Consider the following 21,947-nt stretch of genomic DNA (forward strand, 5'->3'; position numbering starts at 1 on the left):
ATTCACCTGTTTCGTGAAAAAGCCTTCTCCTAAGCCGTCAGCAGCCTTTGGCGCACTTGCCCGCAGCAAGCGATGCTCTACCGCCGGCAGGCCATTTAAATGGCTCCACCATTAAATCATTAAACTATTAAACCATTAGATTATTAACCCATTAAATCCCTTACATTCCGTGTAAATATATTAATCTCCATTATATAAGGGAAGCGACCGAAACGGAAGCATAGACTTCAGGAAAAAGCGCTGGAAACATAAGAAAATACCTGCATAATTTGCAGGCACTAGGACCAGGCTGCCGGAAAACGCCAGCGGAATGCGGCGGGGTGCCGCGAATGCTGCGAACTTCAACGGAATGTTGCGGGACGCGGCGAACTTCAGCGGGATTATACGGAATGCTGCGGAACTTCGGTTGGATTCCAGCCAAATCCAGCGAGTTTCAGCGGAATGCGGTTGAATGCGGCGAAATTTCGGTGACTTTAGCGAAACTCAACAAACTCCGGCGGACTCTAGCGAACTCGGTGAACTCCAACAGAAACCATAAGAGCAAAAAATGACGTTATTCCGGCGATATCGATCAATTTGAAAAAAATAAAGGCAATTTATGCCGCTATTTTCTCGAATCGTGAAGAAATATCCCCGTTTCGCACCATTCATAAGAAAATAAGGACAAAGAATGCCGCTAATGGGATGGATATGCCGGGGGGGCAGGAGAATAAGAACAAAAAGTGACGTTATTTGAAGGCCGACGGTCCTCGTCATTCCGGAAGCCGGCTGCTGTCAAACATACTTCCCAAGCCGAGCTGTTTTAGCTAGCTCAAAACTAAAAACGGCGCTTGACGATCAGAAAGACGCGGCCTCTCGGGCGAGCCGTCATTCTTACGGTTGCCAGCGCCGTTATTTCGGCATAATGTGACCAAAACAAAATTTAACGGTTGCCATAAAGCTAATTTTTGCTTTTTTCCGCGGATTCGAGCCTTTTTCACCCAAGTAAGCGCCGTTGCAACCGTTAGAAATTGAAACCCCCGCTTTTCAGCTAAATAACGGCTATCACAACCGTTAGCGAAAGACCCAAGCCCCCGGATGCCGAACCCGCTAACTCCAATAACGAATGAATCGAATGAAGTGGTAAGCAGCCGGTCTTGCCATTGCTACATCCGGTATTTGATGCTGCCGCCGGAGTCCCTCGACATACAGCCTATAACCGCTGCCAAGCCGTTAATCCGGCCGGTCCAAGCGGTATAGATTGCGGTAGCGCGGTTCAGACTTCATCAGTTCGGCGTGGGTGCCCCGCATCAGGATGCGGCCATGCTCCATAAAAATAATCTCGTCCATCTTCTCCGCGCCGACCAGATGGTGCGTCACCCAGATGAGCGTTTTGCCCTGCGTCGTGCGGAAGATCGTCGCCAGCAGCTCACGCTCCGTGCGCGGATCGAGCCCTACGGTCGGCTCATCGAGGATGAGCACGGGCGTGTCCTGCAGCAAGATCCGCGCCAGCGCCACGCGCTGCCGTTCGCCGCCGGAGAAACGCTGGCCCGTTTCGCGCATCGGCGTGTTCAGGCCCTCCGGCAGCGCCGAGATCAGCGGGCCCAGCTGCGCAGCTTGCGCGGCCCGGCGGATCTCCTCGTCCGCAGCCTCCGGCCGGGCGAGCCTGATGTTGTTCGCCACCGTCGTGTCGAACAGATGCGGGCTCTGATTCAGAACGGACACGTACTCCGGCATCCGTTCGCCTAAGGCCGCGGCGGGGACGCCGTTAAACGTCACCGTTCCATCGCTTGGGGCAAGCGCCCCCTGGATCAGCTTCAGCAGCGTCGACTTGCCCGCGCCGCTGCGGCCGATCACGGCAACCCGCTTGCCCTGCGGGATGTCCAGCGACACACCGTCCACGGAAATGGCGCCGCCCGCCGCATACGCGAAGCGCACGCCCTGCAGCCGAATGTGGACGGCTTGAGCAGCCTCCGGGGCCGTGGCGCGGGATCCCCCGCTCCCGCTGGCAACGCCCGTTCCGCCAGCGTCCTGCCGCTGCTCACCGCCGGAGTGCTCGATCCGCGCCAGCCGCGCCAACGACACGCCGTACTGCGGGATACGCTCCACCGCGTCCGAGACGGGCAAAAACGCATCCGCCAGCGGGAACACGATCAGCACGAACGCGGCGATCAGCGTGGCGTCGATCTGCCCGGCCGCGGCCTGCCCGCCGGCCCAGTACACCATCGAGACGACGGCGAGGCCGACGACCGACTGGCCGAACAGGCTCCGCCAGCGCGCCCATGCCCGCAGCTTGCGGTCTTTGCGGGCCACGGCCGCCTCATCCCGCTCGTACGAGGCCAGGAATTCGTCCGCCCGGCCGCTGATCACCCAATCGCCGATGCCCATGACGGCGTCGGTCAAGGTCCGGTACAGCCCGCCACGCTCGCGTTTGACCTCTTCGTTGGTCCGCCGGGTCAGCCGCAGCGTCACATAAGGCAGCACCGCCACCAGAACAAAAATGTACCCCGCCAGCAACAAAGCGAACGTCACATCAAAAAATCCCATCGCAATTACGGCCGCAGCATACAAAATCAAAGCGACCAGGCTCGGGAACACGGTGCGGATATATACGTTTTGCAGCTGTTCGATATCGTCGGCCAGCGCTCCGAGAATGTCGCCCGTCCGATAACGGGAACGGATAAAGAGCGCTTGAGGCTCCAATATCCGATACAAGCGTACCCGCATCCGGGCCAAAATCCGCAGCACCGTGTCATGGCCGACCAACCGCTCGACATAGTGGATGACCGCCCGGCCGATCCCAAACGTGCGCACGCCGACGATCGGCACGTACACCAGCAAAATATTGTAAGGCTGCAGCGCCGACTTCGAGATCAGAAAACCGGAAGTAAACATCAGCATGCCGGCGGAGAGCAGCGTAAGCACGCCGAAGAGCAAATAAAGGGCAAACCGTCCGCTGTATAAACGAAAATAAGGGCCAATCCAAGACTCCCGCTTCATCCGATCTCCTCCCGCTGCGCCGCAACCATGCGGTAATAAGCGCCCCGTTTCTTCATCAACTCGCCATGCGTTCCCGTTTCCGCCACCCGGCCCTGCTCCATCACGATAATGCGGTCCATCTCCCGCATCCAATGCAGGCGGTGGGTGGCCAGCAATACGAGCTTGCCTTCAAACAAAGGCAGCATCGTATTCTTCAATTCATATTCCGTCTCGATGTCCAAATGGGCCGTCGGCTCGTCGAGCAAAATGATCGGCCGTTTGCTGACTAAAGCCCGGGCCAGCGCCACGCGCTGCTCCTGGCCGCCGCTCAGCGTCCGCCCGCCGCCGCCGATCGGCTCGTCCAGCCCGCCGGGCAAGCTGCGCGCCAATTCCCCGAGCCCGGCCGCCACCGCCGCCCGCTCCACGTCCCCGCGCGACGCCCCGGGCGCATGAAAGCTTATATTATCGGCCAGGCTGCCGCTGAAAATATACGGACGCTGCGGAATATAAGTGATTTGCTCCCGCCAGCCCGCGGCCGTCAAGTCGCCCAGCGCGCTGCCGTTCAGCTCAAAGCCGCCGGATGTCGGCCGCAAAAACCCGCCGATCACGTCGATCAGCGTCGACTTTCCGGCTCCGCTTTCGCCGATGATGCCGATTTTGCCCATGCCGCGAAGCGACAGCCGGACGTCCTCCAGCGAGGCCATGGCCTCCCGCTCATGAATCACGCCCACGCCATGCAAGGCCAGCGTACTGTCCGCCGTCCACGCCCAGGCCACGCCTTCCGGCACCGGCGCCGCCTTAGACGCCTCCTCCTCCGCCGCCGTGATGATCGCCTGCATCGCTTCTCCGGCTTCTTTCCCGTCCAGGGTGGCATGGAAATCCGCCCCGACCATCCGCACCGGCAGGAAATACTCCGGCGCCAAAATCAGCACGGTCAGCGCGGGCAGCAGCAGCATTTCCCCGTTCACCAGCCGCAGCCCGAGGCTGACCGCCACCGAAGCGACCGACAGCATCGTAAAGAAGTCGAGCGCAAACGAAGACAAAAAGGCGACCCGCAGCGTGCGCATCGTCGCCGAGCGGTAGGAATCGCTCACCCGGGCGATCGAGTTCTGATGCGATTTGCTGCGCCCGAGGAATTTCAGCGTCTCCAGACCGCGCAGCGAATCGACGAAATGGTTCGCCAACACGCGGTACGATTTGAGCTGCCGCTCCGTTTGCTTCCGCGCCGCCAGCCCGAGCAAAATCATAAACGCGATCAAAATCGGCATCGTGATCGTCAGGATAACCCCGGAAGCGAGATCCAGCTTATAAACGTAAGCCAAAATCAGCACCGGCGTCAGCCCGGTCGCCAGCATCCGCGGCAGAAACAGCTCCAGGTAATTGCGGAATTTGGCCACGCCCTCCAGCACCAGGGTCACCAGGTTCCCTGTGCCTTCGGTTCCAGTGAACCGCGGACCCAGCTGAAACAGCTTCTCCAGCACCTGCTTCCGCAGGTCCCGCCCCGTCTCTTCCGCAAAGCGGTAGGCCGTCTTCTGCATCGTCAGCGCGCAAATTTGCCGCACCATAAAAGCAAGCAGGAACAAACCGGCCCCGCCGGCTTGTTCCTGCAGCTTGGCGCCGGCAAACAGGGCGGAGACGATCTCCGCCAGCCATTTAGCCTGCCCGATGATTGCGATGCTCTGAAGCAGGGTCAGCAGGGCCATGATCGCCATGACCGGCCGCACCCCTTGAAATTTCATCAAACCGCGTCCCATTAATATTCCAAATGCTCCTTCTCGTGTACGCGTTTATGGAAAACGAAATAACTCCAAATTTGGTACCCCAGCACAAACGGCAGCAGGGTTAAAGACACGATCGTCATGACCTTCAGCGAATACGGCCCGGAAGACGCGTTCTGGATCGTCAGGGAAAACGTCTCGCTGATCGAGCTGACCATGACGCGCGGGAACAACCCGATAAACACCGCCGCGATCGATAAGGCGATCATCGTTCCGGTCATGCCGAACGCCCAGCCGTCTTTTTGCTTGAAGATAAACCATCCCCCCAGCACAAAGGCGATAACGCCGAGCAACCCTACCAGCCCGAGCACTAAGCCGCGGACTTGGAACACGTCCGTCTGGAAGTAGGTCAACACGCCGAACAGTACGAACAATACGGCGAGCGGAATCAGCATTTTATGCGCCAGCTTGCGGGCCCGCTCCCGCAAGCTTCCCGTCGTGCGCAGCGAGGCGAACAGCAGGCCGTGCACAAGGCACAGCACCACGACCGTAATACCGCCGACCAGCGTGTAGACGTTCACCATATCGAACAGGCCGGCCTTCATTTCCATGTCCCCGTCGATCGGCAGGCCTTTCATCAGACCGGCGAACACCACGCCGAGCAGGAACGGCGGCAGCAGGCTGCCGAGAAAAATCGCGGCATCCCAGGTCGACTTCCATTTCTCGCTGCCGACCTTGCCGCGGAATTCAAAGGCGACCCCGCGGGCGATCAGCGCCAGCAGCAGCACGACAAGCGGGGTGTAATAGCCACTGAACATCGTGGCGTACCAGTTCGGAAACGCGGCGAACATCGCGCCGCCCGCCGTCAGCAGCCACACCTCGTTGGCATCCCAAAACGGTCCGATCGAGTTGATCAGCACGCGGCGCTCCATATCATTTTTTGCCAAAAACCGGGTGCTCATTCCGATGCCGAAATCAAAACCTTCCAAAAAGAAGAATCCGATGAACAACACCGCGACAAGGATAAACCACAGCTCATTAAGAGACAGCATGATAACCCTCCTTACCAAATGGATCCGTCGAATGGTCGGCACCGGCGCCGTCCTCATTCGGCCCTTTCTTGATAACTTTAACGAACAGGTAGGCCATCACCGCTCCAAGCACCGCGTAAATCAGCGTGAACGCGATCAGGGAGAACAAAATTTGCCCGCCGGTGACGCTCGGCGATACGCTGTCCTTCGTCTGCATCAGGCCGAATACCGTCCACGGCTGACGGCCGATTTCCGTCATGATCCAGCCGGACGTATTGGCGATAAACGGCAGCGAGATCGACCACAGCATCGCGCGGTAGAACCATTTGTTCGGACGGTCCAGCTTTTTGCGCCAAGCGAGATACGTCCCGTAAAGTCCAAGCAGGATCATCAGACAGCCGGCGGCGATCATGATCCGGAAGCTCCAGAAGGTCGTCCGCACCGGCGGAATATAATCCCCAGGCCCATATGATTGTTCATATTCGGCCTGAAGCTCGTGCATTCCTTTTACTTCGCCGGAAAATTTACTGTAAGACAGGAAGCTGAGCAGGTAAGGGATTTTGATTTCAAAGTCGTTTTTCCCGTTGCCCGAATCGATGTGCGCGTACAGCGTCCACGGCGCCGGGTCGCCGGATTTGCCCCACAGGCCTTCGGATGCGGCCATTTTCATCGGCTGCGTTTTGACCAGATACTGCGCTTGCTGATGGCCGAACAGCGCCGTGGCGAACGAAGCGATTAAAGCAACGATGATGCCGATCGTAAACGATTTTTTGAAAAAGGACGTATCCTGGCGTTTCAGCAGCTTATACGCGCTGACCCCGGCGATCATAAACGCTCCTGTGGCAAACGCGCCAAGCACGGTATGCGGGAATTCCACCCACAGCTGGCCGTTGCCGATCAGCGCAAAGAAGTCGTTCATTTCCGCACGGCCGTTATTGATTTCAAACCCGACCGGGCGCTGCATGAACGAGTTGGCCGCCAAAATCCAGAACGCCGATACCGTCGTCCCCAGAGCCACCAGCCAAATGCACAGCAGATGCACCTTCTTGGACAGGCGATCCCAGCCGAAGATCCACAGTCCGATAAAGGTCGATTCCATAAAGAAGGCGAACAGCGCTTCCACCGCGAGCGGCGCGCCGAACACATCCCCTACGAACCGCGAGTAATCGGACCAGTTCATTCCGAACTGGAATTCCTGAAGAATCCCCGTTACGACCCCGACCGCAAAGTTGATCAGGAACAGTTTTCCCCAGAATTTGGCCATCCGTTTGTACTCTTCTTTTCCCTTTACGACGTACATCGTCTCCATGATCGCGATCAGGACGACTAGGCCGATGGACAGAGGCACAAAGAAGAAATGGAAAATCGTCGTGACCGCAAACTGAAGCCGTGCAAGCAGAATCGGATCCAACATTTCATTCCCCTACTTTCGAATAATTATTATCTAATGTGAATTCTAGCACTCATTGATGAAAACGAACGCCGAAAAAATAATAATTTTGTGACAGAAATCACATGATGTATGTCACAAAGGTGAAATTGGAGCCGAAAACCCGCGCCATTACTGGACTTTTTAAATGCCACAAAAAGTTTGACATTATTGTGAATGAGATCACTTCCTATCGTCCAGCAGATGCCGGACCGTCAATATCGGATGCCGCAACAGCATTTTCGGTCCGGCGTAAGCCATGATTTTGCGGATTTTGTCCCGCTGTTTGGGCGCATAGCAGTGGACCGGACACGCCCGGCAGGTCGTTTTGTCTTCGCCGAACCGGCAGCGGGCGAGCCGCTCCAACGCGTATCGGTGCAGCTCCGCGCATTCCGGGCACAGGCCGGGTTCGCTTCCGGCGGCGGCTTCGTCCCGGCCGGTCCGTTCCCGGCGGCTATGCCGGCGCCGGCAATAAAGGGAAATCATCAGGGCCACCGTCGCCTTCTCGCGGCGGATCCGCGGCCCTTCTTTTTCCGATTGCATCCTTCCAACCTTCAATACTCCGCCCTCCCTTTTGCGAGCGTTCCGGGAGCAAACACTTTTCGCCACCCCAGCCAAATCGCGATGATCAGCAATAACGCATAGACGATAACGCCAAACGGAACCGTGGTCGCCGCCCAATGCAGTAGTCCCATGCCGCCAAGCAGGAACATAAGCGGCAGTAACTTCAATCCTTCGCTTTGCTGCGTGGCCTCAAACGGTTCCGAGAAGGGAAGCCCTTTGCGCAAATAGGCGAAGCACAGGATGGCGAACAATTGCAGCGCCAGGCCGGTAACGACCAGGTCGGGAATGATATGCGCCCCGAACAACAGGACGAAAATCAGGCCTTCCAGCACGAACAAAGGCAGCAGCAGCCGAACCAGACAAGCCAGCAGCGCCCCCTTGTATACCGGCCCCTCCTCCCGGATCGGCAGCACCCGGTAAATCCAGGCGGCCTTGTGTTTGCCGGAATAGCGCAGCATCATAATGACGGTAGGCAGCATCAAGCCGCAGAAATAAATAAACAAATATTTGCGGGTTCCGGCCAGCCCCTGAAGTCCGTTTCCGAAGCCGTCGGTAAACAGAAAAATAAACGGGAATATAATCGAAAACCCCAGCGTCGGGTACACTTTAAGCTTAAACTCCCGCTCATTCCCCAGCATCGACCAGGCGAACCGGAAAAATACTCTCTCCTGCGGGTCCCGGCACAGCCACTCGGCCAGCCGCTTCAATGCGGTTCCCGTCCGCTGTCCGCGCCGCCGTCCCGGCTCCGCCAGCTTCTGCAAATTCCTTTCCAGGGCCGGCGCCAACTTCAGATACAGGGCGAAAGCGGCCAGCGGCACGAGCAGAGACAACAGGGCGAGGGCCGTGTACGGCCTTCCGTTCCCCGGATGCAGCACCGTCTCGAACGCCGCTCCGAACCAAATCGGCGGGATGAAATACTGCCACCATCTTGGCTGGAACACGACGTTTAAGTCGGCAAAATCGAAAAGCCGGACCACCAGCTGATACCCGACCGTAATGCCGATCGTCAACCCGATCTGCACATAGTTGATGATGTCCTTCAGCTTTTCGCCGTCAAAGAAGCGCAGCACCGCCAAATACAGCAGCGCGGTGATGACAACAATGAGCATATCCATCAGCACCAGCCCCAACAGCAGCAACACCGTAAACCCGGCCCCGTGCTTAAGCAGCCCGACGGCCAGCGGCACCGCCGCAATCGCGCCGGTCAGAAAAAACAGGTAGAAGAAAATGTGCAGCGCCTTGGCCATGGCGATCGTCCGGCGGTTCACCGGCCTGACCGCCAGGATGCTCCGGTCCCGGATATCCAGCAGCACCGCGGAAAAATCGGAAATCATCGAGGTCATGACTATAAACATCATAATGCCAAACAACATGCTTACCTGAAACAGGTAGTTGTCTCCGGCCGCCACAATGATGCCACCCAGCGCGCCAAAAATAAAGTAAAGCCACAAGGAACCAAAAAACTGGTTTCTCTCCTTTTCCTTCCCGAAGCGGTCTTTCCCCCGATCCGCCTCCTTTCGGGATTTTCCGACAATGGTGGGCACCCGCCGGGCATCCATCGTCAGCTTCACCTGCAGGATGCGGCGCATAACGGGATAGTCTACCCCCATTTGCTCGAACAGCCCGCGGAACCGGTCCAGCACCTTCAGCGACTTCATCTCGTTCATAACTACACCTCTTGCACAATCGCCACAAACTGTTTGGCGATGCTTTGATGCTCGTTAAATCCGGTCAACTGGTTAAACACCTGTTCCAGGGAGCCCTCTTTAAATTGGCCTTTAAGCTGCTCGAAGCTGCCGTCGGCGACCACGATTCCCCGGTCCAGCAGGATGATCCGATCGCTGATTTTTTCCACTACGTCCATAATGTGCGAAGAATAAAAAATCGTTTTCCCCTGCGCGGCCAGCAAAGCGAGAATTTCCTTCACCACCATGACGCTGTTGGCGTCAAGCCCGCTGAGCGGCTCGTCCAGGAACAAAATGTCCGGGTTATGCAGCAGGCTGGAAATAAGCAGCACCTTCTGCTTCATCCCTTTGGAAAACGTGGCGATACGGACGTCGTAAACATCCTTAAGGCCGAAACGTTCCGCAAGCCGGCGCGCTTTGCTCTCCGCATCGTCCGCAGACAAGCCGCAAAGCTCGCCGATAAACGTCAAATATTCCCGTGCCGTCAGCGTATCGTAAATTTCCGCCACTTCCGGCACATAACCGATGCGTTTTTTGTACTCCACGCTTTCATCCTGCGGGCTGGCGCCCAAAATCCGGACCTCGCCGGAATAGCCTTCGATCAGTCCCAGCATGATTTTGACCGTCGTGCTTTTGCCCGCCCCGTTTGGACCGATGTAGCCGATGATTTGCCCCGGATACACGTCCAGATCAATTCCGTTTAACACAAATTTGTCTCCAAATCTCATACGCAAATCCCGCAGCGTGATGACAGGTTCATTGTTGCCGACCATTTTCTCCATCCCTTCTCAAGGTTAATCCGTCTAGAGTCTTAGAGTCTTAGAGTCTTAGAGTCTTAGAGTCTTACAGTCTTACAGTCTTATCTTCTTTCCTTCCACGTTTTGTACAATCCCACTAAACAAGCCACTGCTCCAAGCAAGCTAAGGAATTTATCATAGCCCTCATCGTTCCATGTTTTTAATGTAGCAGTTATTGTCACTAGAAGCAGTATCAGATAAAAGATATCTCCACTTATAATCATACCTCATCTTGAACCACCTCACGGCCCACCAAAATAGTGAATCTTATTACAAACTTAATAATATTATAGTTTTACACAAAATCCATATATTGAAATAAATTTATACTTTTTTCAAAAGTGAATTCCCCATTTTGGATAATGAAAACAATTAAATTATCCTTATTTGCAAATCAAATTTTAATCGTGATATACTTTTACTGGAAATTAATCGCATCCGGGCTCCGAAGGAGGTGGTTATGCATTAACCGGAATGAAGTCCAAACGCTCAAAAAAGGACTGGATATCTTCCATTTGCTGATCGATTCGCCCGGCCTCACGGCCCAGGAAATCATCGAAAAGCTGCAGCTTAACCAAAGCACCGCCTACCGCTTGATCAGCACCTTGGAACAAAACCGCTTCATCGCCAAAAACAGCGGCAGCCGGTACGCCGTGTCGGATGTTTTCATCTCCAGGCTGTTTGCAAGCTACCCGCAGAAACAAGATTATTTCATGTGGCGCTCCGTTTCTCATCTCGATCAATTGAGCCGGGAAACCGGGGAGACCGCCTACATCGGGATGCTACAGGGAACGGAAATGATGATCACGCAAGCCGTGCCCGGCAAATATGCTACACGTACCCATCATGAAGCCGGAGACCGCCTGCCGCTGCATGCCGATGCCATCGGCAAATGCCTGCTGGCCTTTCAGGGGCGGGAGGAACAAAACCGGATCATCGAGCAGTTGTCTTTGGAAAAACTAACGGAGCATTCGATCACGTCCCGGGAATTGTTCCGGGAGGAACTGGAGCGGATTCGGCAAAACGGTTATTCGTTGGACAACGAAGAGGGGGAAATCGGTGTACGCTGCATCGGCGCCCCGATCCGCAAAGGAGATCAGGTTATCGCGGCGATCGCGTTATCCGGTCCATCCAACCGGCTGTGCAGGGACAAGGATCCCGTGCATATACGCATGGTTAAGGATTGCGCCAGAGCGATATCGGAAACACTTTAACAGCAAAGCTATCAAATGGAGAAAGGAAGGATTTACATATGGATTTTGTCACATTGAACAATGGAGTAAAGATGCCGCAGCTCGGGTTTGGCGTATGGCAAGTCAAAGACGAGGAAGCTACGGCAGCGGTAGCCAAAGCGCTGGAAGTCGGATACACTTCCATCGATACGGCGATGATTTACCGCAACGAGGTTGGGGTCGGCAAAGCGATCAAGCAGTCGTCCGTTCCCCGCGAAAATCTGTTTATTACAACCAAGGTGTGGAACGCCGACCAAGGTTACGACAATACGCTGCGCGCTTTTGACGAAAGCCTGGAGCGGCTTGGTCTCGATTACATCGACCTTTATCTGATCCACTGGCCGACGCCTAAATTCGATCAGTACGTGGACACCTATAAAGCGCTGGAAAAACTGTACCGCGACGGCCGCGCCAAAGCGATCGGCGTCTGCAACTTCGAAATCGAGCATCTCGAGCGCCTGCTGAACGAAACGGAAATCAAACCGGTGCTCAACCAGGTGGAGTGCCACCCGCATTTGTCCCAAAATGAGCTGAAGGCGTTTTGCGCGAAGCACGATATTTTCATCGAAGCGTGGAGCCCGCTGGAGCAAGGCGGCGACGTGCTGAAAGACCCGGTTGTCATGGAAATTGCCGAGGCCCACGGTAAAACAGCGGCCCAAGTCGTGCTGCGCTGGCATCTGCAAAACAACACCATCGTCATCCCGAAATCGGTCACCCCTTCGCGGATTGAGGAGAACTTCAACGTGTTCGATTTCAAGCTGGCGGACAGCGACATGGAGCGGATCAACAAGCTCAACATCAACCGCCGCAAAGGCTCGAATCCGAACGAAATGCACGTGCGTTAAGCCGAGTCTAGGTAAAGGCTGCCTGCAAGGCAGCCTTTTTATTTTGCCGCGGGGAAGCGGCGCTCCAATCCACTATGGTCCATTGCCAAGCATTGTTTATGGAACCTTCGCGATGCCGCATTCGTAAAAAGAATAATAAATTCCCCCCCCCCCCCCCGATAAGGAGGTTCCTATTGATAGTACTCATTATAGTAGCCGCGGTGCTTGTTTTGATTGCTGTGTCCTTTGGGCTGCTGGTATTCTACGCCAAGCGGAAAGACGAGCGCAAAACGGAAGCGGATGTCCTGCAGTTTCTGGCGGCTCATCCGGAGCTCGCCTCAATGTATGTCATGGAAAATGATCGGGTACTGATCGATTATCAGTCCGATGTCAAGCGGCCGCTGGCCAGCGTGCTCAAAATCATATTGGCCATAGAGTTGGCCGAACAGGCGGCGGAGGGGCGCATCGATATGAATGAAGCCGTGCCTCTTGACTCGCTTCGCCGCTTCTATATTCCGGGAACGGATGGAGGCGCGCACCCAAGCTGGCTGGACGCGCTGGATCCTGCCGTAACCGCAGGCGGCACGGTTTCCTTGATGGAAGCTGCCAAAGGCATGATCCACTACAGCTCCAATGCCAATACGGAATATTTCATGGAGAGGCTTGGCCTGGACAACATCAACGCCCGCATCCAAAAACTCGCCCTGTCCCGGCACGATCCGATATTTCCAGTCTCTTCGGCCATGCTGATGTACGGGTATATGACCAAATACGAGCATATGCCGCACAGGCAGGCGGTGCAAGCGATGAAAGGATTGACGGACCAGGAATACGCCGCCAAAGCGCAGCTGATTTTCGATTGGATCCGGCAAAATCCGGAGTCGATTCCGTCGCTGCACGACCGCAGCACCCCCATACCGGTTCAGCGGATCTGGTCCTCCAGACTGCCGGGCGCCACGGTCAAAGAATATGCCGTCCTACTGCAAAACATCCAGAAAGGCGAATCGCTTTCCCCGGAAGCGGCCCGGATCGTCAGGGAGATCATGGAACGTAAGCCAAAGCCGGAATCCAGATACATAACTATCGGGTCCAAGGGCGGCTCAACCCTGAGCATTATGAATCAGACCTTATATTGCGAAGACAAACAAGGCAACCGGATTCAGCTGGCCCTGTTCATTCACGAACCCCAGGGGCTGGAAATCATGTGGTTGGATAAAAAGCTGGACCTGTTTTTGCAAAAATATTTAACCGACGATCATTTTAAGCAGCAGGTCATCCAAACCCTTGGCGGCGCCGGTTAAGCAAAAAAAAGAGCAGGACTCCCCACGGAATCCCGCTTTGTTTACTTTATTTTATCCCTTCCTGGACTTCCTTCAGCATTTCCGGCATGGACAGCAGCCCGCCCCCGGAGAGGTACCAATAGTTCGCGTCAAGGTAAATGATCTTGCCGTTTTTGTAAGCGTTCGTTTTCTTCACCAGATCGTTTTCGACCAGCTTGGCGGCCGGTTCGGCCTGTTTGCCCTCCTCGGTAACAACGGCGTCGCGGTCTACGACGAACAGGTAATCCGGGTTTTTCTCGGCGACGTATTCGAAGGAGATGCTTTGACCGTGCGTCGAAGCTTCGATCGTGTCGTCCACCGCGGGCACACCGAACACGTCATGAATCAAGCCGAACCGCGAGCCCGGGCCATAAGCGCTCACTTTGCCGCCGGTCGTCAGGATGACGAGTCCTTTCTTACCGCCGGCCGCCGCCGTTTCTTTGACCGCTTGAATCGAATCACTGATCGCCGCCAGCTCCTGCTCGGCTTCGGCTTCCTTGCCGAAAATCCGTCCCAGCGTTTTCACGTTCTCCGTAAACGATTCGAGGTAGTTTTTCGTATCGACGCCCATAAAGATCGTCGGGGCGATTTTGTTAAGCTCCTCGTACGCTTCCGAAGACCGGCCGGAAATGAAGATCACCCCGGGCTCAAGCGCGTTCAGCTTCTCGAAATCCGGCTCGAACAGCGTGCCGGCGTTCGTGTATTTGGCGTCTTCGTATTTTTTCAAATGCGCCGGCAAGTTCCCCTGCGGCACCGCCGCTGCCTCCACGCCCAGCTTATCCAGCGTTTCCAGTACGCCGTAGTCAAAAACGACGACATTGCCCGGGTTTTTCTTGACTTTGGCTTCCCCCAGCTGATGTTTGATCGACAGTTCCTCCGCCTCCGACCCAATTGCATCGGCGCTCGCCGGTTCGGCGGTATTCGTACTCCCCGCGCTGGCTCCGGCATTCGTCCCGGAGGCCGCATTGCCACCGTTCCCCGCCGCGCTTCCGCCTTGATTCGAGCCGCAAGCCGCGAGGATTACCACCAAAAAGACCATCATCAACAACATTGAAATTTTCCGATTCATCGTTCATTCCCCCTCAAATATGTTCAAATGTGCTAAAGCCGGCCCGATGCCGAAGCCTTCGCACGTTAGCCCGCAAAATATACGCAAATCCGGTTTCCGCCGATGTTTTCGATCGGAATATCCATCTCGTACACTTCCCGCAAAACCGCGGGATCGATGATCTCATCCTTCATCCCTTCCCTGACCACGACCCCGTTTTTTAAAGCCACGATGTAATCGGAGTAGCAGGAGGCGAAATTGAGATCGTGGATCACCAGAACGACCGTTTTGCCGAGTTCATCCGTAAGCCGGCGCAGCACTTTCATGATCTGCACTGAATGCTTCATATCCAGATTGTTCAAAGGCTCGTCGAGCAGCACGTATTCCGTGTCCTGGGCGATAACCATGGCGATAAAAGCCCGCTGCTTTTGTCCGCCGCTGAGTTCATCCAAATATTTGTGCTGCATCGGCGCCAGGTCCATATACTGAATCGCTTCGTCCACGTACCGTTGGTCCTCCTTCGTCAGCTTCCCTTGCGAATAAGGAAAACGCCCGAATGCCACCAGGTCGCGGACCGTAAGCCGCAGGTTGATATGATTGGACTGCTTTAAAATGGAGATTTTTTGCGCCAGCTCCCTGCTGTTCCAGCTGCCGATTTCCTTGCCGCTAATGATGATTTCGCCTTCGTCCTTGGCGATCAAACGGCTGACCATCGACATCAGCGTGCTTTTGCCGGCGCCGTTCGGGCCGATGAAAGACGTGATCTTTCCCTCCGCGATGTCGAGCGTTACGTTGTCGACCACTTTTTTGCCGCCGTATCGTTTGGATACTCCCCTGACCTTAATCACGACTTATTCTCCTTTAGCATTAAATAGATGAAGTAAACGCCGCCGATAAAGTTGATGATTACGCTTAGCGAGGTGGAGAACGTAAACACTCGTTCAACGAGCAGCTGTCCGCCGAGCAGGGCGATGAAGCTGATCAGGGAAGCGCCGAGGATCAACGTCTGGTGGCGGTAGGTGTCCAGAAACTGATAGGCGACGTTGGCGACCAGCAGGCCAAGGAACGTGATCGGCCCGACCAATGCCGTGGAGATCGAAATCAGGACCGCCACGACGATCAGCATTCTTTTGACGACAAATTCGTAACTGATTCCCAGATTCACCGCGTGATCGCGTCCCAAAGCAAGCACATCGAGATACTTGGAAAATCGGGCGAAGTACCACCCCACCAGCAGCACGCCGGCCAGCGAGATCATTAGCAGATCCGTATCCACGTTGTTGAAGCTGGCGAACATTTTATCCTGGATAACGAGAAATTCGTTCGGATCGATCAGTTTTTGCAGAAACGACGACAGACTGGAAAAAAACGTCCCAAACACTAAGCCGATCAGCAGCAGGTGGTAGATGTTGCGTCCCTCTTTGCGGAACAGCAGGCGGTACAGCAGCCCCGCGAACAGCACCATGAACCCGACCGCCAGCAGAAAGCGCAGGTTTTTGCTCATTAGCGTCAGCGCCGTTCCGCCAAACAGAAAAACAATGAACGTCTGCAGCAGCATATAAAGCGAATCCAGCCCGATGATGCTCGGCGTCAGAATCCGGTTGTTCGTAATCGTTTGAAACACTACGGTGGAAAAAGCAACCGCCGTTCCGGTAAGAAGGATCGCAAGCAGCTTTTTGCCGCGTCTCGGCAGTATGTAATCCCAATGTCCACCCACGTCGATCGTCATAAACACGACCACGAGCAGAATGCCGATTCCGACGAGAATCGCAAGTTTCGTTTTATGGCTTAGGCTCATAGGCGTTTCTCCTCATCAGCAAATACAGGAAGATGCCGCTCCCGATCACCCCGACGGTTAGACCGATCGAAACCTCATACGGATAAATGATGACCCTTCCCAAAATGTCGCAAGCCAGCACAAAGACCGCCCCCAGCAACGCCGTGTGGGGCAGATTGTTTTTCAGGTTATCGCCCCGGTACATCGTAACGAGGTTCGGAATAATCAACCCGAGAAAAGGGATCGACCCTACCGTCAGCACGACGACCGAAGTCACCAGCGCCACCAGCATCAGACCGAGATTGACGACCCGCTTGTAATTCAGCCCCAGATTCACGGAAAACTCCTCGCCCATCCCTGCGACCGTAAATTTGTTTGCGTAGGTATAAGCCGCCGCGACCAGCGGAACGCTGATGTACAGCAGCTCGTAACGCCCCTGCATGATCATCGAGAAATCGCCGTGCAGCCAGGCGGACATGCTTTGAATCAAATTGTATTTATAGGCAAAAAACGTCGTTGCCGAGCTGACGATTCCGCCAAACATCAAGCCGACCAGCGGAATGAAAATCGTATCCTTATATTTCACGCGATCCAGGATTTGCATAAAAATATAAGTGCCCGCGAGCGAGCAGACGAAGGCAACGGCGATTTTCGCCAGCGGCCCCGCCGCCGAAAACAGCAGCAGCGAGATCATGATTCCGAAGCTGGCGGAATCCATCGTGCCCGCCGTCGTCGGGGACACGAATTTGTTGCGGGTCAACTGCTGCATGATCAGCCCGACGATGCTCATGCTGACCCCGGCGATGATGATGCTGACGAGCCGGGGAATCCGGCTAATGCGGAAAATCTCCCACTGCTCGGCGTCCAGACGGAGCAGGCCCGGCAGGGAGATGCCCTTGACTCCGATAAACAAGGAGACCAGGGATAAGACAATCAACATTGCTGTTAAATATCTTGTTTTCATAATTCGTCCTTGCTTCCCTTCCTCTGGCCGGGAGGAAGTTCAAGTTTGACCACTGCCGGCAGGACATTTTTGATAATGATATTCATTATCAATTAAATTGAATTATATCGTCTCATTTTCCGGACTGTCAACCCTAACGTGATGAAAGGCACCCAAACGGGGCATAGTATCACGGGAAGCATATATCTTTAATAAAGGAGTCGACGCTAGCTATGGAAAATCTGCACGAATTCGTGGAAAAGGTGCATGATCAGCAGGAAAAGCAGGAGAAAAACAAACAGCGCGGCAAAGGCAACCCCGCCGGCCAACTGCCGACGAAACAGCACGGCACGCAGAAGTAAGGATCCCTCCCGATTGAAGAGTTATTTAAAAAGCCGCCCACACTACGCTGTGCAGCGGCTTTCTTGCAGCTTTGGAGGACGCCCCTTTTCTTTACAAAGCCAACTTTTAATTATCATTTCAGTCATTTTCGTGTCTTGGTATCCCTGCATGCTGCTTTGCACGATTATCCCTCTTGTTCAGGGGGAGAGGGTGGGGACTAATCACGGTCCTTTCATTTTTCCCGGTGTCTTGCCCCATTCCTCCGGTCAGGTCTGCTTCACTTCTCCTAGACCTCCTTCTCACAAAATCTGTCTAACGATCTCAAACAGGTCTGCTTCTCCCAAACCTATTTTCTTCTCCTGAACTTACCCTCCTCTCTGCTTCCGGATCAAACGGGATAATCGTGCCAAGTGTCCGAACATCGGATATTGATCTGCCGATATTTTTTGCCACGATCGCTTACCGGCCCTCCCTGTCAAGCGCTGATTATTAGTTTGAGCCGCAATTTCCATTGAAAAATTAATACTAATTTCTTATAGTAGGATGAGGAAATTTATTCCATACCACCTAACACATAATTAAGGGGGGATAGCAATGGGCAACTGGGGAAAACAAGAAAAGGATAAGTATGAAGAGTATAAACGCAAGCCTTTCATTAATTTTGCTGATTCGATGAATCGTGCTGAAATCGGCGATTGGAACGCCTTAGCAAAGGGCGGTTGTTTGACCACCATTATCATCATTGTAGGACTTCTTCTTTTCTTATACTTTAGATAGATTGGCTGTATACGTAAATATATGGAAGATCGATACAAAAAAAGAGATAGCACCTTCCGCTTAATCAAAGGCCTACCTCTTTTTGTCTTCAACCCGGCAAAAGCTGCTTTCAAGCCAGAGGTGATCCTTAGTTCTTGTCGTTTCCGCTAATATACTCATCCAGCGGCCCCACGCCCGTCGTGCTGTGGTTTTTGATTTGGGCGAGGCGTCCGTTGCGGCGTTCTCCGCCGTCTCCGGTCGTATCATTTTGCCCGTTGCTGCTGCCGTTGCCGGCTTGCCGCCCGCGGTTTTTCTCGTTTGCCAAGTGAGTACCCTCCTATTCATCCGAATTACTCGTTTCTAGCGTTAGCGTGTCTTTTATTGGCTGTTTTTATACTCTGACTGGACCTAAGTCCAGTTCACAACTTCCCCAGAGTCCGAAGAACCTGACGGCGATTTTATTGTATGCTGTAGGTAATGAATACATAGGCAAAGGAGACCTTGGTATGAATTTGAATAAAAAATCATTAATCGGGCCGGCGCTTGTGCTGATCGGCATTTGTCTGCTCTTTTTCCGCAAGGAAGCGGTCAGCGCGGGCACGATCTTCGGCCAGTTCTGGCCAACCTTGTTCGTCATTCCGGTCGGACTATTTTTCCACTGGATGTACTTCTCGATGACGGACCGGAGAGCAACGGGGCTGCTTATTCCCGGCGGCATTTTGTTCACGGCTGGCCTAGTCTGCCAGCTTGCCACCCTCTTTGACAGCTGGCAATACCTATGGCCCGGATTCATTTTGGCTCCGGCCGTCGGCCTGTTCGAGTTCTACTGGTTCGGCGACCGCAACAGATATCTGCTCATTCCGATCAACATTTTGACCGTACTGTCGCTGCTGTTTTTTGCCGTCTTTTCGCTCGGCAACTTGTATAACCGCCTGATCTTCGGCCAGCCGGTGCTGGCGATCGCGCTCATCGCCATCGGCGCCGGCGTGATGCTCGCCCCAAAAAGACGGCTGTAAACAAAAGCTGATCCGCTTTCCGCACAGGCCGCTTTTTCCGAATTTTTCGGGAGAAGCGGCCGTGCGCTTTCAGCGGCTGCCGGGGCCGTTCGCCGGCGTTAGAAAGCTTACGCTACAATGCGATCAGCTTGTTCACCGGACGCGTTCGGTCTCGTTCCGCCTGTCACCGTAAAACCGGTAAGCGCCCGTTGTTCCCCGCTTGGCGTCATACATCGTGGCGTCCGCCTGCCGGAGCATCTCCTCCAGGCTGCTGCCGCCGTCCGGGGAGAAGCTGACGCCGACGCTGGCCGAGATGCCGAGCCGAACGCCCCGATACTCGCAGCCTTCGGACAGGTTGGCCAGAATCCGCTCCACCACTTTCAAGACGCCATCGGTGTCCAGATGGGTCAGCAGGATGACAAATTCATCGCCGCCCATACGGCAAACCATATCGTTTTCCCGGATCAGGGAGGACAATTTGACGGCAATTTGTTTCAGCAGATGATCTCCGGCCTCATGGCCGTATGTATCATTAACGTCCTTGAAATTGTTCAGATCAAGGAACAGCAGCGCCAGGGGATAGTCCCCTTTGCTCACGCATTCCGCAAACTTCTCCCCGAATTTTGTCCGGTTGGGCAGGCCGGTAAGTTCATCATGGTACGCCAGATAATGAACCGTTTCCTCCAGCTGTTTCCGATCCGTAACTTCGATAATGATCCCCTCCAGACGAACGAGATGGCCTATGGCATTAAAATGAGGCGTGCCCCGGCTTTGAATCCATCTCACCTCGCCGTCCGGCCGCAGAATCCGGCATTCCTTCACCGAGCTTGTCCGGCCGAGAATCATTTCCTGTTGGGACTCGAAAAACATGTGCTGATCCTCCGGATGAATCATATCCGTGATCCGCTCCGGGGACTGCTCAAATAAGCTGGCGGGATACCCGGTTATCTGTTCAAATCCGTCGGAAACCGTCAGCTTCATCTCGCCAAAATCATAGGTCCAAATGCCGACGGAGACGCTTTCAAGGATCGCCTTGAGCCGTCCTTCGCTGTGCTCCGCCCGATCTGACAATTTTCTGGTAATCATGGTAGTAATGAGGGAAAACGTCAGAATGAGCACTCCGTATGCGGCGATGTAAGCCGTATCGGACACGTTGGTACTCTCGGCAAACATCGTATTTTGCAGCTTGTAGAAGAAGTACACCCCCGAGGACAAATAAAGCGCGCCCGCCAGCGCCACGGCCGTGTAATTTTGATAAAACAGGCTCAGCAGCGGCAGCAGTCCAAGAAAGATATAACTAGTAAAAGAACGCTCGTTCCATATTACAACGAAAAGATAGATAAACAGCAGAAAGATCGCAAGCAGCATCGTGGCCGTCGGCCAGCGCCCGTTCCAAACGAAGCCGGCCAAAATGAGCAGCAGGACGAAGCCAAGCAGCGGCTGCACCGCCATGGCGTTCCGGTTGATCAATATGTTCATGAACAGGCCTGCCGCAAAGAAACAACCCAGCAGCACCAGCATCCATACGTTTTTTTGATGAATTAGTTTGGCATCTCTACTCATTTCTACCACCTTTTTGCTTTGCAGTCAGCAGCAGACTTCGCTGGGAATTTCGCGTGGGTATAAAGGACTATGCCTAAGGAATTATTATACTACAAAGTATAAAATGTGGAGTACGTTAATTTTATGCAGCGGCATCGCGTTTCCGTTTTTAATCGAGAAGAACTAAAAAAACGCGGGTCCAGAGGGTTAAGATTCCCCGCAACCCGCATCATGGGTTTTTGTTTCTAAGGGATAAACTGTTGAACGATCCGCACCACTTGCCCGCCTTCGATGGTAAGGTGGTACGGAAACCGGCTTAAATCGATCAAATCGTTGTCGCCAAACAGCCGGCCGAACTTCTCCAGGCTTACCGGCTCGTTCCATTTGACTTGAATATCCTCGATCCGCCCGGTGCGATCGTAAATCTGCATCAGCACTTCGGCATTTTTCGCTACCGGATACTCCACCGTCTCTTTGACGTCATTCACGATGTAGTAACCGTCCGGCGGTCCGTCAATCCCCGCGTCCGGCTCATGCTCGGCGAACGCGGCCGCCGCCTCTTCCCCCTCGTACCAAAGAATCGGATCTGCGGCGAGGGTACCGCCCCGGGGGCCCAGTTCAAGCCGGTTCACATACACGGTAACCGTATGAGGTCCCTGCACGGGTCCGGAAACTACCTGCGTTCCGGGCATCAAGGAACCGGATGCGGCAAACGGGGGCAACGCAACGATCAACAACAAAGGAAGCACTGCTACAAACCAATTTCTCATGTTTCGGGTCCGCCTTTCCCTGTCAGCACAAATTCAGCATTCAAGCTTACTAATATGCCTTACACCTTCATTATATGACGGCTGCTGCGAAAAAGGGTCACAGCAAAGTTAAAACGGGTTACAAATTGTTTAAAGTGCGCGTATGCAGCCTCTTAAACGCAAAAAGCTGCCCGCAGGACCATTCTAAGATGATCCCGCGGGCAGACCTGGGTCACAC

The 21,947-nt window shown here is 54.4% G+C and carries 20 protein-coding genes; 6 read left to right on the forward strand and 14 right to left on the reverse strand.

What is annotated here, in order from left to right:
- Positions 1-1,212: 1,212 nt before the first annotated feature.
- The 7 genes from cydC to NYE69_RS00355 all read right to left on the reverse strand — a co-directional run bounded on the left by cydC (position 1,213) and on the right by NYE69_RS00355 (position 10,158).
- Complete coding sequence (cydC, locus tag NYE69_RS00325; protein ID WP_340922583.1) at positions 1,213-2,979, reverse strand: thiol reductant ABC exporter subunit CydC; 1,767 nt, start codon at positions 2,977-2,979, stop codon at positions 1,213-1,215.
- Entirely contained in the window at positions 2,976-4,712 is a 1,737-nt protein-coding gene (gene cydD / locus NYE69_RS00330; protein ID WP_340922586.1) for a thiol reductant ABC exporter subunit CydD, read from the reverse strand. Before cydD ends, cydC begins: the two co-directional genes overlap by 4 nt.
- Entirely contained in the window at positions 4,712-5,728 is a 1,017-nt protein-coding gene (gene cydB, locus NYE69_RS00335; RefSeq protein ID WP_340922589.1) for a cytochrome d ubiquinol oxidase subunit II, read from the reverse strand. Before cydB ends, cydD begins: the two co-directional genes overlap by 1 nt.
- Positions 5,715-7,121 carry a cytochrome ubiquinol oxidase subunit I gene (locus tag NYE69_RS00340; protein WP_371861009.1) on the reverse strand — a complete coding sequence of 469 codons (1,407 nt, stop codon included), beginning with the start codon at positions 7,119-7,121 and terminating at the stop codon, positions 5,715-5,717. Before NYE69_RS00340 ends, cydB begins: the two co-directional genes overlap by 14 nt.
- Positions 7,122-7,319: 198 nt before the next feature.
- Positions 7,320-7,694 (reverse strand): nitrous oxide-stimulated promoter family protein, encoded by a 375-nt coding sequence (locus NYE69_RS00345; RefSeq protein WP_340922592.1) that lies wholly within the window; start codon positions 7,692-7,694, stop codon positions 7,320-7,322.
- Complete coding sequence (locus tag NYE69_RS00350) at positions 7,691-9,367, reverse strand: hypothetical protein (RefSeq protein ID WP_340922595.1); 1,677 nt, start codon at positions 9,365-9,367, stop codon at positions 7,691-7,693. The genes NYE69_RS00345 and NYE69_RS00350 overlap by 4 nt, the downstream gene beginning before the upstream one ends.
- Before the next feature lie 2 nt (positions 9,368-9,369).
- Complete coding sequence (locus NYE69_RS00355; protein WP_340922597.1) at positions 9,370-10,158, reverse strand: ABC transporter ATP-binding protein; 789 nt, start codon at positions 10,156-10,158, stop codon at positions 9,370-9,372.
- Positions 10,159-10,544: 386 nt separating this feature from the next.
- Here NYE69_RS00355 and NYE69_RS00360 point away from each other — a divergent pair, with 386 nt between their 5' ends.
- The 3 genes from NYE69_RS00360 (at position 10,545) to NYE69_RS00370 (ending at position 13,539) form a co-directional block, all read left to right on the forward strand.
- Positions 10,545-11,396 (forward strand): IclR family transcriptional regulator, encoded by an 852-nt coding sequence (locus NYE69_RS00360; protein ID WP_340922600.1) that lies wholly within the window; start codon positions 10,545-10,547, stop codon positions 11,394-11,396.
- 38 nt (positions 11,397-11,434) lie between these two features.
- Positions 11,435-12,259 carry an aldo/keto reductase gene (locus NYE69_RS00365; RefSeq protein ID WP_340922604.1) on the forward strand — a complete coding sequence of 275 codons (825 nt, stop codon included), beginning with the start codon at positions 11,435-11,437 and terminating at the stop codon, positions 12,257-12,259.
- A 173-nt stretch (positions 12,260-12,432) separates the two neighbouring features.
- On the forward strand, positions 12,433-13,539 hold the full coding sequence (locus NYE69_RS00370; protein WP_340922606.1) for a serine hydrolase: 1,107 nt from the start codon (positions 12,433-12,435) through the stop codon (positions 13,537-13,539).
- A gap of 46 nt (positions 13,540-13,585) precedes the next feature.
- Here NYE69_RS00370 and NYE69_RS00375 read toward each other — a convergent pair whose 3' ends face one another.
- The 4 genes from NYE69_RS00375 to NYE69_RS00390 form a co-directional block, all read right to left on the reverse strand.
- Positions 13,586-14,626 carry a siderophore ABC transporter substrate-binding protein gene (locus NYE69_RS00375; RefSeq protein ID WP_340922612.1) on the reverse strand — a complete coding sequence of 347 codons (1,041 nt, stop codon included), beginning with the start codon at positions 14,624-14,626 and terminating at the stop codon, positions 13,586-13,588.
- 65 nt (positions 14,627-14,691) lie between these two features.
- Positions 14,692-15,453, reverse strand: a complete 762-nt coding sequence (locus tag NYE69_RS00380; protein WP_036619092.1) for an iron ABC transporter ATP-binding protein — start codon at positions 15,451-15,453, stop codon at positions 14,692-14,694.
- The gene (locus tag NYE69_RS00385) at positions 15,450-16,403 is read right to left on the reverse strand and encodes an iron chelate uptake ABC transporter family permease subunit (protein ID WP_036619090.1); all 954 of its coding nucleotides are present in this window, start codon (positions 16,401-16,403) and stop codon (positions 15,450-15,452) included. The genes NYE69_RS00380 and NYE69_RS00385 overlap by 4 nt, the downstream gene beginning before the upstream one ends.
- Positions 16,387-17,346 (reverse strand): ABC transporter permease, encoded by a 960-nt coding sequence (locus NYE69_RS00390; RefSeq protein ID WP_340922620.1) that lies wholly within the window; start codon positions 17,344-17,346, stop codon positions 16,387-16,389. Before NYE69_RS00390 ends, NYE69_RS00385 begins: the two co-directional genes overlap by 17 nt.
- Before the next feature lie 212 nt (positions 17,347-17,558).
- Between NYE69_RS00390 and NYE69_RS00395 the strand changes: the two genes are divergently transcribed.
- Entirely contained in the window at positions 17,559-17,687 is a 129-nt protein-coding gene (locus NYE69_RS00395; protein WP_036619087.1) for a DUF4023 family protein, read from the forward strand.
- Between the two features lie 574 nt (positions 17,688-18,261).
- Positions 18,262-18,444, forward strand: a complete 183-nt coding sequence (locus NYE69_RS00400; RefSeq protein WP_340922625.1) for a hypothetical protein — start codon at positions 18,262-18,264, stop codon at positions 18,442-18,444.
- A 127-nt stretch (positions 18,445-18,571) separates the two neighbouring features.
- Here NYE69_RS00400 and NYE69_RS00405 read toward each other — a convergent pair whose 3' ends face one another.
- Positions 18,572-18,748 carry a hypothetical protein gene (locus NYE69_RS00405; RefSeq protein WP_164815302.1) on the reverse strand — a complete coding sequence of 59 codons (177 nt, stop codon included), beginning with the start codon at positions 18,746-18,748 and terminating at the stop codon, positions 18,572-18,574.
- 181 nt (positions 18,749-18,929) lie between these two features.
- Here NYE69_RS00405 and NYE69_RS00410 point away from each other — a divergent pair, with 181 nt between their 5' ends.
- Entirely contained in the window at positions 18,930-19,439 is a 510-nt protein-coding gene (locus tag NYE69_RS00410) for a hypothetical protein (RefSeq protein WP_082207631.1), read from the forward strand.
- Positions 19,440-19,571: 132 nt separating this feature from the next.
- Here the strand turns inward: NYE69_RS00410 and NYE69_RS00415 are convergent, their stop codons facing one another.
- Together NYE69_RS00415 and NYE69_RS00420 are read right to left on the reverse strand one after the other, a co-directional pair.
- The gene (locus NYE69_RS00415) at positions 19,572-20,981 is read right to left on the reverse strand and encodes a sensor domain-containing diguanylate cyclase (RefSeq protein ID WP_340922636.1); all 1,410 of its coding nucleotides are present in this window, start codon (positions 20,979-20,981) and stop codon (positions 19,572-19,574) included.
- Positions 20,982-21,205: 224 nt separating this feature from the next.
- Positions 21,206-21,730 (reverse strand): hypothetical protein, encoded by a 525-nt coding sequence (locus tag NYE69_RS00420; protein ID WP_340922638.1) that lies wholly within the window; start codon positions 21,728-21,730, stop codon positions 21,206-21,208.
- Positions 21,731-21,947: the final 217 nt, after the last annotated feature.

Source organism: Paenibacillus sp. FSL R5-0527 (assembly GCF_038008055.1).
Classification (GTDB): domain Bacteria; phylum Bacillota; class Bacilli; order Paenibacillales; family Paenibacillaceae; genus Fontibacillus; species Fontibacillus macerans.

Coding starts and splice junctions, on each gene's coding strand:
- NYE69_RS00360 (WP_340922600.1), top strand. CDS start 10,545: ATGAAAACAATTAAATTATCCTTATTTGCAAATCAAATTTTAATCGTG.
- cydC (WP_340922583.1), bottom strand. CDS start 2,979: ATGAAGCGGGAGTCTTGGATTGGCCCTTATTTTCGTTTATACAGCGGA.
- NYE69_RS00395 (WP_036619087.1), top strand. CDS start 17,559: ATGGAAAATCTGCACGAATTCGTGGAAAAGGTGCATGATCAGCAGGAA.
- NYE69_RS00420 (WP_340922638.1), bottom strand. CDS start 21,730: ATGAGAAATTGGTTTGTAGCAGTGCTTCCTTTGTTGTTGATCGTTGCG.
- NYE69_RS00415 (WP_340922636.1), bottom strand. CDS start 20,981: ATGAGTAGAGATGCCAAACTAATTCATCAAAAAAACGTATGGATGCTG.
- NYE69_RS00365 (WP_340922604.1), top strand. CDS start 11,435: ATGGATTTTGTCACATTGAACAATGGAGTAAAGATGCCGCAGCTCGGG.
- NYE69_RS00355 (WP_340922597.1), bottom strand. CDS start 10,158: ATGGTCGGCAACAATGAACCTGTCATCACGCTGCGGGATTTGCGTATG.
- NYE69_RS00340 (WP_371861009.1), bottom strand. CDS start 7,121: ATGTTGGATCCGATTCTGCTTGCACGGCTTCAGTTTGCGGTCACGACG.
- NYE69_RS00350 (WP_340922595.1), bottom strand. CDS start 9,367: ATGAACGAGATGAAGTCGCTGAAGGTGCTGGACCGGTTCCGCGGGCTG.
- cydB (WP_340922589.1), bottom strand. CDS start 5,728: ATGCTGTCTCTTAATGAGCTGTGGTTTATCCTTGTCGCGGTGTTGTTC.
- NYE69_RS00410 (WP_082207631.1), top strand. CDS start 18,930: ATGAATTTGAATAAAAAATCATTAATCGGGCCGGCGCTTGTGCTGATC.
- NYE69_RS00400 (WP_340922625.1), top strand. CDS start 18,262: ATGGGCAACTGGGGAAAACAAGAAAAGGATAAGTATGAAGAGTATAAA.
- cydD (WP_340922586.1), bottom strand. CDS start 4,712: ATGGGACGCGGTTTGATGAAATTTCAAGGGGTGCGGCCGGTCATGGCG.
- NYE69_RS00375 (WP_340922612.1), bottom strand. CDS start 14,626: ATGAATCGGAAAATTTCAATGTTGTTGATGATGGTCTTTTTGGTGGTA.
- NYE69_RS00385 (WP_036619090.1), bottom strand. CDS start 16,403: ATGAGCCTAAGCCATAAAACGAAACTTGCGATTCTCGTCGGAATCGGC.
- NYE69_RS00390 (WP_340922620.1), bottom strand. CDS start 17,346: ATGAAAACAAGATATTTAACAGCAATGTTGATTGTCTTATCCCTGGTC.